General features: G+C 73.9%; 14 protein-coding genes. 4 read left to right on the forward strand and 10 right to left on the reverse strand.

Translation table 11 applies throughout. The features are described from left to right. Window positions 1-17 precede the first annotated feature (17 nt). Complete coding sequence (rpmI, locus tag ACZ7KF_RS13420) at window positions 18-212, reverse strand: 50S ribosomal protein L35 (RefSeq protein ID WP_004933563.1); 195 nt, start codon at window positions 210-212, stop codon at window positions 18-20. A gap of 111 nt (window positions 213-323) precedes the next feature. Continuing rightward, a complete protein-coding gene (gene infC / locus ACZ7KF_RS13425) occupies window positions 324-962 on the reverse strand; it encodes a translation initiation factor IF-3 (protein ID WP_078637498.1) in 639 nt (212 codons plus the stop codon). A gap of 384 nt (window positions 963-1,346) precedes the next feature. Between infC and ACZ7KF_RS13430 the strand changes: the two genes are divergently transcribed. After that, the gene (locus tag ACZ7KF_RS13430; protein WP_471072864.1) at window positions 1,347-1,703 is read left to right on the forward strand and encodes a DUF1844 domain-containing protein; all 357 of its coding nucleotides are present in this window, start codon (window positions 1,347-1,349) and stop codon (window positions 1,701-1,703) included. A gap of 28 nt (window positions 1,704-1,731) precedes the next feature. On the opposite strand, the gene ACZ7KF_RS13435 is transcribed toward ACZ7KF_RS13430, so the two are convergent. Then, window positions 1,732-2,463: an SseB family protein gene (locus ACZ7KF_RS13435; protein WP_471072867.1), complete on the reverse strand. Its 732-nt coding sequence runs from the start codon at window positions 2,461-2,463 to the stop codon at window positions 1,732-1,734. Between ACZ7KF_RS13435 and ACZ7KF_RS13440 the strand changes: the two genes are divergently transcribed. Further along, entirely contained in the window at window positions 2,447-3,235 is a 789-nt protein-coding gene (locus ACZ7KF_RS13440) for a serine hydrolase (protein ID WP_471072870.1), read from the forward strand. The genes ACZ7KF_RS13435 and ACZ7KF_RS13440 overlap by 17 nt on opposite strands. A gap of 201 nt (window positions 3,236-3,436) precedes the next feature. On the opposite strand, the gene mycP is transcribed toward ACZ7KF_RS13440, so the two are convergent. Further along, window positions 3,437-4,600, reverse strand: coding sequence for a type VII secretion-associated serine protease mycosin (gene mycP, locus ACZ7KF_RS13445; RefSeq protein WP_471072873.1), 1,164 nt, complete (start codon window positions 4,598-4,600; stop codon window positions 3,437-3,439). Continuing rightward, window positions 4,597-6,186, reverse strand: a complete 1,590-nt coding sequence (locus tag ACZ7KF_RS13450) for a hypothetical protein (RefSeq protein ID WP_471072876.1) — start codon at window positions 6,184-6,186, stop codon at window positions 4,597-4,599. Before ACZ7KF_RS13450 ends, mycP begins: the two co-directional genes overlap by 4 nt. Window positions 6,187-6,902: 716 nt before the next feature. On the opposite strand from ACZ7KF_RS13450, the gene ACZ7KF_RS13455 reads away from it, so the two are divergent. Beyond that, window positions 6,903-8,105 (forward strand): amino acid deaminase/aldolase, encoded by a 1,203-nt coding sequence (locus ACZ7KF_RS13455; RefSeq protein WP_471072879.1) that lies wholly within the window; start codon window positions 6,903-6,905, stop codon window positions 8,103-8,105. A gap of 10 nt (window positions 8,106-8,115) precedes the next feature. Here the strand turns inward: ACZ7KF_RS13455 and ACZ7KF_RS13460 are convergent, their stop codons facing one another. The 5 genes from ACZ7KF_RS13460 to ACZ7KF_RS13480 form a co-directional block, all read right to left on the reverse strand. Continuing rightward, window positions 8,116-10,017 (reverse strand): caspase, EACC1-associated type, encoded by a 1,902-nt coding sequence (locus ACZ7KF_RS13460; RefSeq protein ID WP_471072883.1) that lies wholly within the window; start codon window positions 10,015-10,017, stop codon window positions 8,116-8,118. After that, window positions 10,014-10,379, reverse strand: coding sequence for an effector-associated constant component EACC1 (locus ACZ7KF_RS13465; RefSeq protein ID WP_471072886.1), 366 nt, complete (start codon window positions 10,377-10,379; stop codon window positions 10,014-10,016). The genes ACZ7KF_RS13460 and ACZ7KF_RS13465 overlap by 4 nt, the downstream gene beginning before the upstream one ends. 132 nt (window positions 10,380-10,511) lie before the next feature. Further along, complete coding sequence (locus ACZ7KF_RS13470; protein WP_471072889.1) at window positions 10,512-11,294, reverse strand: 3-oxoacyl-ACP reductase; 783 nt, start codon at window positions 11,292-11,294, stop codon at window positions 10,512-10,514. Further along, a complete protein-coding gene (locus ACZ7KF_RS13475) occupies window positions 11,291-12,664 on the reverse strand; it encodes an aldehyde dehydrogenase family protein (RefSeq protein WP_471072892.1) in 1,374 nt (457 codons plus the stop codon). The genes ACZ7KF_RS13470 and ACZ7KF_RS13475 overlap by 4 nt, the downstream gene beginning before the upstream one ends. Before the next feature lie 8 nt (window positions 12,665-12,672). Continuing rightward, window positions 12,673-14,037, reverse strand: a complete 1,365-nt coding sequence (locus ACZ7KF_RS13480) for a glutamine synthetase family protein (RefSeq protein ID WP_471072895.1) — start codon at window positions 14,035-14,037, stop codon at window positions 12,673-12,675. 94 nt (window positions 14,038-14,131) lie between these two features. On the opposite strand from ACZ7KF_RS13480, the gene ACZ7KF_RS13485 reads away from it, so the two are divergent. Next, the gene (locus ACZ7KF_RS13485) at window positions 14,132-14,869 is read left to right on the forward strand and encodes a FadR/GntR family transcriptional regulator (RefSeq protein ID WP_471072898.1); all 738 of its coding nucleotides are present in this window, start codon (window positions 14,132-14,134) and stop codon (window positions 14,867-14,869) included. Window positions 14,870-14,976 lie beyond the last annotated feature (107 nt).

Below are 14,976 nucleotides of genomic sequence, written 5' to 3' on the forward strand. Positions count from 1 at the left end.
TGGCGAGCGCCGGTACGTCACTTGCCGAGAAGCTTCTTGATCTTCGCGGCGTCGCCCGGGGCCATCTCGGCGTTGCCGGTGAGGCGACGCGTGACGCGGGACGACTTGTGCTCGAGCAGGTGGCGCTTGCCGGCGCGCTCACGGAGCACCTTGCCGGAGCCGGTGACCTTGAAGCGCTTGCTGGCACCGCTGTGCGACTTGTTCTTCGGCATAGCGCCGTTCTCTCCTCGTCGGTGGCGCTCCGGTGCCCGGTCGTGAAACCGGGCACGGTGGAGCGTCGCTCTTGTATCGGTTACATCCTCGGGGACATGCGTCCCCCGGGATCACGCCTCGGCAGGCTCCTCGGACGGCGCCTCAGCCTCGGCAGGGTTCTGCGACTTACCAGGGTTCGCCTTCGCTTCGGCCTTGCGGGCCTCCTGCGCCTGACGGGCCTCGGCCATCGCCTCGGTCTTCTTCTTGTGCGGACCGAGGACCATGATCATGTTTCGGCCGTCCTGCTTCGGGTTCGACTCCACGAAACCGAGGTCCTGGACGTCCTCCGCGAGGCGCTGCAGCAGTCGGTAGCCCAGCTCGGGGCGGGACTGCTCACGGCCACGGAACATGATCGTGATCTTGACCTTGTCGCCCTGCTTGAGGAACCGGACGACGTGACCCTTCTTGGTGTCATAGTCGTGCGGGTCGATCTTCGGCCGGAGCTTCATCTCCTTGATGACCGTGTGCGCCTGGTTCTTGCGCGCCTCACGGGCCTTCATGGCCGACTCGTACTTGAACTTCCCGTAGTCCATGAGCTTGCACACGGGCGGACGGGCGTTCGCCGCGACCTCGACCAGGTCCAGGTCGTACTCCTGCGCAAGCTCCAGTGCCTTAGCGAGCGGGACGATGCCCACCTGCTCGCCACTGGGACCGACAAGTCGCACCTCGGGAACGCGAATCCGGTCGTTGATGCGGGGCTCGGCGCTGATGGATCCTCCTCGGTAGCACCACGCGGCGGCCTGGCGGACAGCCGCGTAACGTCTCTGTTCGTGAGACCTAACCGCGCCGAAGCAACAAAAATGCCCCGGACGATCACGAGCGGGGCTCCAAGCACTACCGGAGCACCGCCGCGATGTCGCGGGGCGCGCTTTCGGACGACTCCATCGTCCGTACGGAACGATGGTGGCCGTCTGACCGGGTGACCCGCCGCCCGGGGGACGGTCAGGTGGGAGATCGGAGCCTCCACTTGTGGGCCGAGCACAACGGTGTCCGGCCGGTCGTCCACCAGATTAGCAGGATCGCTTGACAAGGGCTAATCGGGGCGGAGTGGGCCTGGGTAGGGCGCCCCCACGCCCTCGCCTATCGTGTGGGACATGAGTGACACCCCTCCTGAGACCCCCGACTTCGACGCGATGACCCGGGACATCGCCGAGGTCCCCGCCGTCGAGGTGATCGTGACGGTCTCCGTCAACCTGATGAGCGCCGCCGCCGTGAAACTCGGGCTGAGCGAGGAGGGCGAGAAGTACAAGGACCTGGACGAGGCCCGCAAGCTGATCTCCGCGCTCGCCGGACTGCTGGACGCGAGCGCGACCGAGGTCAGCTCCTTCCACGCGGCCCCGCTGCGCGACGGTCTGAAGTCGCTGCAGCTGGCGTTCCGCGAGGCGTCGATCGTCCCGGACGACCCGGGCCAGGGCCCCGGCGAGAAGTACACCGGTCCCGTCTACGGCTAGTCCGTTCCCCGGGGGCCGCCCCCGGACGTCATCCGCGCACGTACAAGGGCTCGCCCGGAGGCGTGGTCCCGGCCGGCAGCAGTGCCAGGTCGAGGCCGTGCACCAGGCGGGCCCGCAGCGTTTCGTCGGCGGCCAGCCGCTCGGCGACCGCGCGCGCGGCCTCGGCGGGCGGCGCGGCCGGGTCGAGGACCAGGGCGAGGGTGCCGTCGGCCCGCCCGGGGCCGAGGTGGGCGCGCAGCACGGCGGGCTCCGCCGCCACCGCCGCACGGACGGCCGCCAGGACCGCGGGGTCGGTGAGCGGGTCGGTGCTGGTGCGGCCCTCGGCCAGGGCGAGCAGCGCCGGGCCGGTCAGCTCGAACGGCACCGGCCCGGCGAGGTCGAGCACGACCGTGTCGGCCTTCTCGTGCGCGGCGGCCTGGAGCGCCTGGTGCAGGGGGACGGCGACCGGGCGGGCCTCGGGGTCCCAGCGGGCGAGGGAGTCGGTGGAGGTGAACGCGGGCAGCGCGGTGCGGTGGCCCGCCTTCAGGGTGGGAACGGCCATGTCGCTGGTCTTCTCGCGGCGCAGCCCGTTCTCGTCCTCCTCGACCTCGCCGAGCACGGCGACGACGGGGACCAGCAGACGGGCGCCCTTGAGCGCCTCCAGGACGGACCCCAGCGCGCCGCGGTCCTCGGCCCAGGCGGCGAGCGCGGCGCTCAGCCGGGGGTCGGCGGAGCCGTCGTCGTCGGAGAAGCCGGGGTCGGGAATGTTCTTGTTCGCCACGGTCACCGACCCTATAGGGGGACGGCCGCGGGGCTCGTGCGGGGCCGGAGCCGCGGGCGGCACGGCGTGCGCAGGAATCCCGGCGTTTCCTGAGGTGGATCTCAGGGGCGCCGAGGTGTCGGCGGCGGTGCTGGCGCTGGACTCCGGTGGGAGCGCCGTGTACGGCGACGGGTCCTTCGACACGGCGAGCATCGTCAAGGTCGACATCCTGGCCGCGCTGCTGCTCCGGGCCCAGGACGCGGGCCGGCGGCTGACGGCGGCCGAGAAGGCGTACGCGGCGAAGATGATCGAGAACAGCGACAACGCGTCCACGACCGTGCTGTGGCACACCATCGGGCGGGCGGCCGGGCTGGACGCGGCCAACGAGCGCTTCGGGCTGACGGGGACCTCCGGCGGCGACGGTGAGCTGTGGGGGCTGACCCAGACCACCGCGGCGGACCAACTGGTGCTGCTCCGGCAGGTGTTCGGGGCGGAGTCGAAGCTGGGCGCGGCCTCGCGCACGTATGTCCAGGGGCTGATGAAGTCCGTCGAGGCGGATCAGCGGTGGGGGGTGTCGGCCGCCGCCGAGGGCAGCTCCTGGGCGCTGAAGAACGGCTGGCTGGCACGCAGCACGACGGGGTTGTGGGACGTCAACAGCATCGGCCGGGTGACGGTGGACGGGGCCGGGTATCTGGTGGCGGTGCTGTCGAACGGCACCACCAGCCAGGCGGAGGGCATCTCCCTGGTGGAGGCGGCGGCCCGGGCGGCGGTGTCGGCCTTCGGCACCGACTGACGCGGTGCGAGGTGTCAAGTGACCTGCCCCGCGCGGGACTTGACGCGGATCAGGCCGGACGGCGGGGTCCGCGCCAGGGCACCGGCCGCCCCGGCGGCGCAAGGAGCGCGGTGCCTCCCGTCCGCCCGCCCCGCCGTCCCGGGTGGCTGCCGCGGAGGGGTTGCGCCGGGCCGGAGACCGGGTGCGGCGTGGGTCAGCGGCTCAGGCCGGCCGCCGCCGGCCCCGCCAGAGGATCACCCCGGCGGCGACGAGGACCACACCCGCGGCGCCGGCGAGCGGGGCCGCCCAACCGGAGACGCCGCCGGTGGCCTTGGGGGTGTCCGGGCCGGCGCCGAAGTACTTCCCGCCGTGGGACGCGGCGCCCGGACGTCCCTGCGGCTTCAGGCGGGCGGCCGCTTCGAGGGCCCCCACCGGGTCGATCATGCCGAAGCCGCGGGAGTCGTCCCGGCCGCCGACCGGGGCGTCCCGCGCGGTGTCCTCCAGGACCTTCTTGACCTGGGCCGGAGTCAGGCCGGGGTGGGCGGCCTTGAGCAGGGCCGCCACGCCGGAGACGAACGCGGAGGCCGCGCTGGTGCCCCAGCCCGCGTAGTACTTGTGGTCCGGGTCGGCGATGACGACGTCGACGCCGGGCGCGCTGACGGCCGCGTACCAGCGGCGGGTGGAGAAGGCGGCGCGGGTGCCGTACTTGTCCACGGCCGTGGCGGCGACGACACCGGGGTAGGCGGCCGGGTAGGAGACGTGGTCGCCCTTGTCGCCGCCGTTGCCGGCGGAGGCGACGACCACCACGCCCTTCTTCAGGGCGTACTGCACGGCCTCGTCCTCGGTCGGCTCGGGGTGCGCGGAGTCGGAGTCGTCGCCGAGGGAGAGGTTGATGACGTCGGCGCCGTGGTCGGCGGCCCAGCGGATGCCGTCGGCGAGGGCGTTGCCGCGGGTGGTGCGGGCCTTGGCGCGGGCGGAGTCGCCGTCCTCCAGGATCACGCGGACGGGCAGGATCCTCGCCTCGGGGGCGACGCCCATGACGCCGTCGGCGTCGCCGGGGCCGTGGCCGTGTCCGGCGATGATCCCGGCCATCGCGGTGCCGTGCCGGGCCCAGTTCCGGTCGCCGGGGCCGGCCCCGAAGCCGATCATGTCCTTGGCGGGCAGGACGTTGCCGGCGAGGTCCGGGTGGTCGGCCTCCACGCCGGTGTCCAGGACGGCGACGGTGACGCCCCGGCCCTTGGTGGTCCGCCAGGCCTCGTCCAGGTCGAGGGCGGACAGCGCCCACTGCTGGCCGCGGATGCCGTCGGCGTGCGCGGCGGTGGACGGCAGCAGGGCGAGGGCGCCGGCGAGCAGCAGGCTCACCGCCGCTCCGGCGGCATGCTTCATGAAGGCTTCTCCGTGGCCGTGCCGACGGTTTTGCGCAGACGCCGCTCGATGCGGTCGGCCAGCCCCTGGGCCTCGTTGCCGAGCCCGGCCTGGGCCGGTGCCGTGGTGGCGCCGGCGCGGACGGCGTCGGCGGCGGGCTGGGGCGAGTCGACGGTGCGGCCGTCGGCCCAGCCGGAGACGGCGTAGGCGACGACGGGGGCGTCGGTGAGGACGGAGAGGGTCCAGGAGGCCCGCTGCCGGTCGCCGAAGGCGGCGGCGGCCGTGCCGTCGGCGGCGTACGGCCGGGGCATCAGGTCGGCGCGTGCGGTCAGGTGTTCGTCGCGGAAGCGGGCGGCGAGCGCGGCCATGGCGGCGGGGTCGGCCTTGGTGAACAGCAGGCCGACGGTGGTGACGTGGCTCTGGGTGGCGTCGGTGTAGGTGGCGCGCAGCAGCCGCCGGCAGCCGACCGGAGCGAGGACCTTGTGCAGCAGGGGGTCGAAGGCGTGGGCGCAGCCGCTGTCCGGGGCCACGGCGATCCGGGTCCAGGTGCGGTCGGCGCCGCCGGGGCCGGCGCCCGTGCCCTGGACGGTGGGCGGGAACAGGTCGTCCACGGGCACGTTGTGCCAGAGCGTCCCGGCGGTGCTGAACGCGTTCCCCGCGCCGGTGTCCGTGCCGTCGCCGGTGAGCCAGCTCCCGGTCACGGCACCGCCGATGAGGCCGAGACCGAGCACGAGACAGGCGGCGGCAGCGGCGGTCCGCGGGCCCACCCGGAGGCGCGGGCGCTCGCCGAACGCCTCGGGCTCCGCGAACGACACGACGGGGCGGGCGGGCGAGACGGGCGGCGCGGCGCTCCAGGAGTGCGCCGGGTCCGGCGCGGCGGGGGTCGCCGGGTGCGGCGCGGCCGGGTTCGCCGGGTGCGGCGCGGCCGGGTTCGCCGGGTGCGGCGCGGCCGGGTTCGCCGGGTGCGGCGCGGCCGGGGTCGCCGGGTGCGGCGCGGCCGGGGTCGCCGGGTGCGCGGATGCCCACGGGCTCCAGGCCCGCGCCGCGGAACCTCGTCCACCGCGTCCCTCGACAGCACCACGGCCCGGGCGGACGGCGCCGGTGGCGGGGCCTGTCGCACCGGAGGAGGGGCCGGCGCCGCCGGTGGCGGAGCCCGCGGGACCGGAGGACGGGCGGACGGCGCCGCCGGTGGCGGGGCCCTCGGGACCCGTGGCGGGGGCTGCCGCACCGGAGGACGAGCCTGCGGCGCGGGGGGACGGGGGGATCGGCCGCAGTCGTGCGGTCGTCTCCACCGGCGTCTCCGCCGGGACGCCCGGCCGGCGGGGCCCACCGCCGCGCAGCCGTGCCGTCGTCTCCGACCCGATGTCACCCCGGGCACCCTTGCTCGGGGGTGCGTCGGGGAAGCGGGCCGAGGCGGGCGGCGGGGGCGGGCTCACGGGGCCGGCGGCCTCGGGTACGGCCGAGGCACGCGGCCCGTGGACACGCGCGGCCGACCCGGTCTGCGGTCGTGCTCCGCGGGGGGCGAAGACCGACGGCTCGTCGTCGAGGTCGTCGGGCGGGCGAGGGCTCGCGGAGGACATGGGCGGGCGGGGGGCCGAGGCCGGCATCGGCGGACGGTGGGCCGAGGTCGGCTGCGGCGGCTGCGGGGCCGAGGTCGGCTTGGGTGGCTGCGGGGCCGAGGCAGGCTTCGGCGGCTGGGGGGCCGAGGTCGGCTTGGGCGGCTGGGGTGGCACGGAGGGCATCGGCGGGCGGGGTGGCGCGGACGGGCCCGGCGGGCGGGACGTCGTCGGGGCCGGGACCCTGCCCGACGACGCCGGCTCGCTCCCCCTGGCGGGGGGCCGGACGGCGCCGGTGGGCCGGGCGGCGTCCGTGAGACGAGCGGAGCCGGCGGACCGGGCGGGGTCCGTGGGCCGGGCGGCGTCCGCGGACCCGGCGGCCTCCGGGAGACGCGCGGCGCCACCGGACCGGGCGGGGTCCGTGGGCCGGGTGGTGTCGGTGGGGGGAGCCGAGGGGCGGGGCGGGACGGGGGCGTGACGTGCTTCCGTGCTCATGCACCCCCCGTTTCCTCGTGCCCGGGCCGCTCTCTCGTACGCGGGCCGTCCCGCTGTTCGGCCGCGCCCGGTGCGCAAGCTTCTCCCGGGCACGCCTACCCGTACGGCCGGACGGGCATCCCGGTTCACTCGGAGCGCCGGTCGCATGCCGCCGTACGTGCGCGTCACTCTACGGGTTGTCGGGGGTCGGAACGGAACCGGTCCGCGAGCCCGGGGCATCTGCCCGGAACGTCCCCCTACCCTGCGGTAATCCTGTCTGGCAGGCTTCCGCCATGACTGCGCCTGCCGCCGACCGGGCCCGTTACGACCGGGCCACCGCCCATCTCGACGCCCCGCTCGCGATCGTGGACCTGGACGCGTTCGACGCCAACGCCGCCGATCTGGTGCGCCGCGCCGCCGGCAAGCCGGTCCGGGTCGCCAGCAAGTCGGTGCGCTGCCGGGCCCTGCTGGAACGGGTCCTGGCCCGGGACGGCTTCCAGGGCATCATGTCGTTCACCCTGGCCGAGTCGCTGTGGCTCGCGCGGTCGGGGTTCGACGACATTCTGCTGGCCTATCCGTCGGCCGACCGGCAAGGGTTCGCGGAACTGGCCGCCGACCCCAAGCCGGCCGGGGCCGTCACCGTGATGGTGGACGACCCGGCGCAGCTCGATCTGATCGACGCCGCCCGCGACGGGGGGCGTGAAACGGTGCGGGTCTGCCTGGAGTTGGACACCTCGCTGAGGTTGCTGGGCGGCCGGGTGCGGGTGGGCGCCCGCCGCTCGCCCCTGCACTCCCCCGCGCAACTCGCCGAACTCGCACGGTCGGTGGCCCGGCGGCCGGGTTTCCGGCTGGTGGGGATCATGGCGTACGAGGGGCATGTCGCCGGGGTCGGGGACGCGTTGGCCGGACGGCCTCTGCGGTCGCGGGCGATCCGGCTGATGCAGTCCGCCGCCCGGCGGGAGCTGGCGGAGCGGCGGGCCGCCGTCGTCCGGGCGGTACGCGCGGTCGTCCCCGACCTGGAGTTCGTCAACGGCGGCGGTACCGGCAGCGTGCAGCACACCGCCGCCGAGGACGCGGTGACCGAGATAGCGGCCGGCTCGGGGCTGTACGTGCCGCGCCTGTTCGACAACTACACCTCCTTCACGGGCCGCCCGGCCGCCCTCTTCGCCCAGCCGGTGGTCCGGCGGCCCGGCGTGGGTGTCGTCACCGTGCTCGGCGGCGGCTACCCGGCCTCCGGCGCGGCCGGCCCCGACCGGCTGCCGGTGCCGTACCTGCCCGAGGGGCTGGCGTACGACCCGCAGGAGGGCCCCGGCGAGGTGCAGACCCCGCTGCTCGGCTCCCCCGCCGACGACCTGCTCATCGGCGACAAGGTGTGGTTCCGGCACGCGAAGGCGGGCGAGCTGTGCGAGCGGTTCGACGCACTGCACCTGATCGAGGGGGACACGGTGACGGCGACCGTGCCGACGTACCGGGGGGAAGGGCGGACGTTCCTGTGAGCGGGCCGCGCTAGCGGTTGAAGGCGTAGATGTCGCAGTTGCCGCCGCTGGTGGTCCGGTCGCCGTAGGCGATGTAGACGGAGTGGGCGTCGACGGCGGGCTCGGCGCTGCTGTACCAGGAGGTCGGCGGATCGGCGACGACCTGACCCGTCCACCGGACGTCGCCGGTGTTCAGGTTCAGGGCGACGACGCCCCGGTTCGTGCCGGCGTAGACGGTCTCGCCGTCGTGCCCGACGCGGTTCGAGGAGTCGGCGGAGACGTCCTGCTGCCAGGTCCGCTGCCCGTCGGCGGCCCGGAAGGCGTGCAGGGTGCCGCGCAGGTCCGTGAGGAGCACACGCCCGGCGGCCAGGGTCGGCCCGGCCTGGAGCAGGGTGGTGAAGGTGTGGCTCCAGCGGACCTCTCCCTCCAGCGCGTCCAGGGCCAGCAGTTGCCCGCCGAAGGAGGACGGGTCGGTGCCGTGGCCGACCGTCAGGTAGACCCGCTCGGCGTCGACCGCCGCGCCGGCCACGAACCCCTTGGTGCGGTGGGTCCACACCGGTGTGCCCTTGGCGGGGTCGAGGGCGATGATTCCCTCGCGGTAGGTGGAGATGTAGAGCAGGTTGCCGGCGACGGCGACCTCGTTCAGCTGGCCGCCCGAGATCTTCTGGGCGTAGTCCGCCCTGCCGGTGGCGAGGTCGATCCGGTAGAGCCACCCGTCGGTCGTCACGGTGTAGATCTCGTCGTCGCGGCCCTCGGCCTGGTGCCAGGGCCAGCCGTTCGTCCTGAGGGTCCAGCGCCTGCGGCCGGTGCCGTCGACGGCGCTCAGGGTCCCTTTGTGCTCGCCGTCGCTCAGGGAGATCAGGGCCGTTCCCTTGACCAGGGAGGAGCGGGTGAGCGAGCCGCGCAGGTCCGTCTCCCACATCGGTTCCCCGTCGGTGGGCCGCAGGCCGGTCACCCGGCCGTCCTGGAGGACGGTGACGAGGGTGCGGTCACCGGCGAACACCAGGGCGGCGGCGGAGAAGTGGCGGCGCCAGCGCTGCGTTCCGGGCGGCTCGGCCGTGGGCCCGTCGTCCGTCAGCCGGTCGCGCAGGAGGAAGCCGGCACCGCCGCCGACGGCGGCCACGCCCGCGCCGATGGTCAGCAGCCGGCGGCGGGTCAACCGGGGTCGCACCGCCTGGCCGAACACCCGGCGACGGGCTGTGCCGGCGGTCTCGTGGGCCCGGTTGACGACGAAGGCGATGCTTCCGCCGTCCGCCGTGGTGAACTGGGTGGGCTTCGGCAGCCCCGCGTCGCGGAGTTGCCCGGCGAGCCGGTTGTAGACGGTGTACATGTCGAGGACGGGCCCCTTGCCGGGGATTCCGTTGTACAGGATGTCCAGGAGGGCCGCGGTGAAGCCGGTGTACGTCGCGCCGTCCGGGGACCGGGCCTGCTTCGTCGGGCCCGCGGCGCACAGCACGTAACCGGCCTCGCTCGCCCCGCCGGAGTCACCGAGCGCCTTGGCGCGGCCGGCGAAGCAGCAGTCGAGGATCACCACCTTGCGCCGGGCCCTGACGCGGGTCAGCGCCCGGTCGACCTCGTCGTAGAGGAGGCAGTGCTCCCAGTCGTCGGCGGACGACTCGGGCAGCGCCAGCAGGAGTTGGTCGGTGTACTTCGCGTCGACCAGTCCGTGCCCGGCGTAGTAGAAGATCACCGTGTCCCGGGCGGCCGCCGCGTGCTTCAGGGCGCCGATGACGGTGGCCTTGTCGGGCTCGTTGAGCAGCGTGACGCAGTTCTCCTCCGGCAGCCGCCAGGGGCCTTGGGTGAGGGCTTCACGCAGCGCTTCGAGGTTGTTCTCGACGGCCGGCAGGTCGGTCAGCCTCGTGAACCGGGAGGCGCCCACCAGGAGCACCCGGGTGTGCCCGCTGTCCGACAGCCGGGGCGCTTCCGCGTTCATGACCCGTCGCCGGTGTCCCCGGAATCCTCCTGGCCGCGCAGCAGGGCGACGATCTCCTCGGGGGACAGGTCCGAGTCCGGGTCCACGGTCACCGTCACCCCGCGTGCCTCGAACCGCAGACGCGCACGCCTCGCCCGCGCGCCCGTGCGGGCCGCGACGATCACGCCGGCCAGGCTCAGCGCGTCCGAGACGACCGCGTTGATCACCTCGAACGCGGCGCCCTGCCCGCCGGGGACGGGCTCGGCGGCGACGAGGGAGAGGTCGGCCTCGCCCGTCAGCTCGTCGTCGCTCAGCAGCCAGCGGTAGAGCCAGGCGAGCGAGGCGTCCTCGTCATCACCGTCGACACCGATGCGGACTTCCACGGGACCCCCTCCGAACCGCCACCCGGCGCTCATTGTGGCACCGGGGACCGCACCGACTCACCGGGCGTGACGAGATCGATACGGATGGCGACCCGGCGGTTCGGCGGCGCGGGGTGTCCGCCCGCGCCCCTCCTACAGGGGCGTGACGTAGGCGCCCGCGATGCCGCCGTCCACCAGGAAGTCGGTGGCGTTGACGAAGGAGGAGTCGTCGCTGGCCAGGAAGGCGACGGCGGCGGCGATCTCCTCGGCCTCGGCGAACCTGCCGACCGGGATGTGCACCAGCCGGCGGGCGGCCCGCTCCGGGTCCTTGGCGAACAGCTCCTGCAGCAGCGGGGTGTTGACCGGGCCGGGGCACAGGGCGTTGACCCGGATGCCCTCGCGGGCGAACTGCACGCCCAGTTCGCGGGACATGGCGAGGACGCCGCCCTTGGAGGCCGTGTACGAGATCTGGGAGGTGGCCGCGCCCATCCGCGCCACGAAGGACGCGGTGTTGATGATGGAGCCCTTGCCCTGGCGGCGCATGTAGGGGATGGCGGCCTTGCAGCACAGGTAGACGGAGGTGAGGTTGACCTCCTGGACGCGCTTCCACGCCTCCAGGCCGGTCTCCAGGATCGAGTCGTCGTCGGGCGGGGAGATGCCCGCGTTGTTGAAGGCGACGTCGACGCTGCCGTAGGTGTCGTACGCCGCCTTGAACAGCGCCTCGACCTGCTCGGGGTCGGTGACGTCGACCTTCACGAACAGTCCGCCGACCTCGTCGGCGGCGGCCTTGCCGCGGGCCTCGTCGACGTCCGCGCAGACGACGTGGGCCCCCTCGGAGGCGAGCCGGCGGGTGGTGGCGAGTCCGATGCCGCTGCCGGCTCCGGTCACTACGGCGGTACGGCCGACCAGGCGGCGGCAGACACTGTTGTCGGTCACTGTGCGGGGCCCTCCGTGCTGATGAAGACGTTCTTGGTTTCGGTGAAGGCGGTCAGGGCGTCGGGGCCGAGTTCCCGGCCGAGGCCGGACTGCTTGAAGCCGCCGAAGGGGGTCCAGTAGCGGACGCTGGAGTGGGAGTTGACGGACAGGTTGCCCGCGCGGACGGCCTGGGAGACGCGCAGGGCGCGGCCCACGTCCCGGGTCCAGATGGAGCCGGAGAGGCCGTAGGGGGTGCCGTTGGCGAGGCGGACGGCGTCCTCCTCGTCGGTGAAGGGGAGGAGGACGGCGACCGGGCCGAAGATCTCCTCGGTGGCCGCCCGGCCGTCCGGCCGCTCCCCGGTGAGGACGGTCGGCGGGAACCAGAAGCCGGGTCCGTCCGGTGCGCTGCCGCGCAGGGCGGGGGCAGCGTCGGGGACGTAGGACCGGACGCGGTCCCGTTGCCGGCGGCTGATCAGCGGGCCCATCTGGGTCTTCTCGTCGGCCGGGTCGCCCACGACCACGGCGGCCAGCGCGTCGGCGAGGAGTTCCCGGGCCTCGTCCAGCACGCTCTCCTGGACGAGGATGCGGGTGCGGGCGCAGCAGTCCTGGCCGGAGTTGTCGAGGAAGGAGAAGGGGTCGAGGGCGGTCTTGAGGTCGGCGTCGGCGAAGACGACGTTGGGGCTCTTGCCGCCGAGTTCCAGGGTGACGGGCTTGACCAGGTCGGCGCAGAGGGCCATGACGCGCTTCCCGACGCCGGTGGAGCCGGTGAAGACGATCTTGGCGACGCCGGGGTGCCGTACGAGCGCGTCGCCCGCGATGTCACCGCGGCCCGGCAGGACCTGGAGGAGGTGTTCGGGGAGTCCGGCCTGCAGTGCGAGTTCGGCCAGTCTCAGGGAGGTGAGCGGGGTGGTCTCGGCGGGTTTGAGGACGACGGCGTTGCCCGCCGCGAGTGCCGGTGCCGTCCCCCAGGCGGCGGTCGGCAGGGGGAAGTTCCACGGGGCGATCACGCCGACGACGCCGAGCGGTTCGAGGATCGTGACGTCCAGGCCGCCGGGTACCGGGATCTGCCGGCCGGCGAGCCGTTCCACTCCGCCGGCCGCGTAGTCCAGCAGGTCGCGGACGTTGCCCGCCTCCCAGCGGGCGTTGCCGAGGGTGTGGCCGGCCTCCCGCACCTCCAGCCGGGCCAGTTCCTCCCGGTGTTCGTCGACGACGACGGCGAAGCGGCGCAGCAGCCGGGCCCGGTCGGCGGGGGCGAGCGCGGCCCAGGTCCGCTGCGCCCGTCCGGCACGGCGGACGGCGGCGTCCACGTCCTGCTCGGTGGCGCCGGGGACGGTCGCGACCACCTCTTCCGTCGCGGGGTTGAGAACTTCGAGTGCGTACTGCTGGGACACGTCATGCCTCACAGGCGTTCGAAGGAGCGGCGCAGCTCCCAGTCGGTGACCGCGGCGTCGAAGGCCTCCAGTTCGACGCGTGCCATGTTGTGGTAGTGCGCGACGACCTCGTCGCCGAAGGCGGCGCGGGCGATCGGGCTGTCCGCCCAGAGGCCGGCGGCCTCGCGCAGGGTGGTCGGGACGTGCGCGAAGCCGGCGGTGTAGGCGTTGCCGGGGCACGGCTCGGGAAGTTCGAGCTTCCGCTCGACGCCGTACAGACCGGCCGCGACCAGGCCGGCGACGGCGAGGTAGGGGTTGACGTCGCCGCCGGGGAGGCGGTTCTCGAAGCGCAGGGAGCGGCCGTGGCCGACGACCCGCAGGGCGCAGGTGCGGTTGTCGTGGCCCCAGGCGACGGCGGTGGGCGCGAAGGAGCCCGGCTGGAACCGCTTGTAGGAGTTGATGTTGGGGGCGTACAGGAGGGAGAAGTCGCGGAGGGCGGCGAGCTGTCCGGCGAGGAAGTGCCGCATCACCTCGGACATGCCGCCTTCCAGGTCGCCCGCCATGGCGTTGGTGCCGTCGGCGTCGGCGAGCGAGAGGTGGATGTGGCAGGAGTTGCCCTCGCGCTCGTTGTACTTGGCCATGAAGGTGAGCGAGACGCCCTCCTGGGCGGCGATCTCCTTGGCACCGGTCTTGTAGAGGGCGTGCTGGTCGCAGGTGGTGAGGGCCTCGTCGTAGCGGAAGGCGATCTCGTGCTGGCCGGGGTTGCACTCGCCCTTGGCGGACTCGACGGTGAGGCCGGCGCCGGCCATGTCGTTGCGCAGCCGGCGCAGCAGGGGCTCGATGCGGCCGGTGCCGAGGATGGAGTAGTCGATGTTGTACTGGTTGGCCGGGGTCAGGCCGCGGTAGTTCGCGTCCCAGGCCCGCTCGTAGCTGTCCTTGAAGACGATGAACTCCAGCTCGGTGCCGACCTGGGCGGTGAGGCCGAGTTCGGCGAGGCGTTCCAGCTGGCGGCGCAGGATCTGGCGGGGCGCGGCGACGACCGGGGAGCCGTCGTTCCAGGCGAGGTCGGCGACGAGCAGCGCGGTACCGGGGTGCCAGGGGACGCGGCGCAGGGTGGCCGGGTCGGGGTGCATGGCGAAGTCGCCGTAGCCGCGGTCCCAGGAGGACATCGCGTAGCCGTCGACGGTGTTCATCTCGGTGTCGACGGCGAGCAGGTAGTTGCAGCCCTCGGTGCCGTGCCGGAGGACCTCGTCGAGGAAGAAGCGGGCGGCGAACCGCTTGCCCTGGAGCCGCCCTTGCATGTCGGGGAAGGCCAGGACGACAGTGTCGATCTCACCGCTCGCGACGAGGGCGTGCAGTTCCTCGACGCTGAGCGGGGGTGTGCGGTCTGCCACGGGAGAGCCTCCTTGGGCGCATCGCGCTTTTTCGGCCGGGCCGGGAGCCATAAGGTATTGCGGAGAACCATTGCTTGGGAAGGGGGTACGGCGGATGTCGCAGGAGACGGAGTGGCAGGGGGTGGGCGATCGGCTCGCCCCGGTGCTGCGGCCGGTGCGGGCCGGCAACGGCTTCGAGGAGGCGCTGGAGCAGATCCTCCAGGTCGTCCGGCTGGGTCTGGTGCCGGGCGGCGAGCGGCTGCCGGCCGAGCGGGAGCTCGCGGAGCGGCTCGGGATCAGCCGGGTGACGCTGCGCGAGGTGCTGAAGGTGCTGCAGGACCAGGGGCTGGTGGAGGCGCGGCGCGGCCGGTACGGCGGAACGTTCGTGCTGCCGCGCCCGGACGCGGGCGGCGAGGACGAGCTGCGGCGCCGGATCGCCGAGGTCGACATCGAGGACGTGCTGCGCTTCCGGGAGGTGCTGGAGGTGGGCGCGGCCGGGCTGTGCGCGGCGCACGGGCTGGACGGGGAGCGGGCGGAGCGGCTGCGCGAGGCCCTGGACCGCACCCACGGGGCTCCACTGGCGGACTACCGGCGGGCGGACACCCTGCTGCATCTGACCCTGGCCGAGCTGTGCGGTTCGCCGTCGCTGACCGCGCAGTACGCGGCGGTCCGGGCCACGGTGAACGACCTGCTGGACTGCATCCCGCTGCTGGTGCGCAACCTGGAGCACTCCCAGCGGCAGCACACGGCGCTGGTGGAGGCGGTGCTGGACGGGGACGCCGACGGCGCGCGGGAGATGATGCGCGAGCACTGCGCGGGCACGGCGGCCCTGCTGCGGGGCTTCCTGGCATGAGCCGGATCGGTAAAGGTTTTCCCGAACACCTTTGAAGCGGGCGGCTTTCCGGCGAGCATCGTGATACGGGCACCTTGCAGCGAGCACCTTTGAAGCCCAGGGAGGGC

Source organism: Streptomyces sp. NPDC038200 (genome assembly GCF_055600785.1).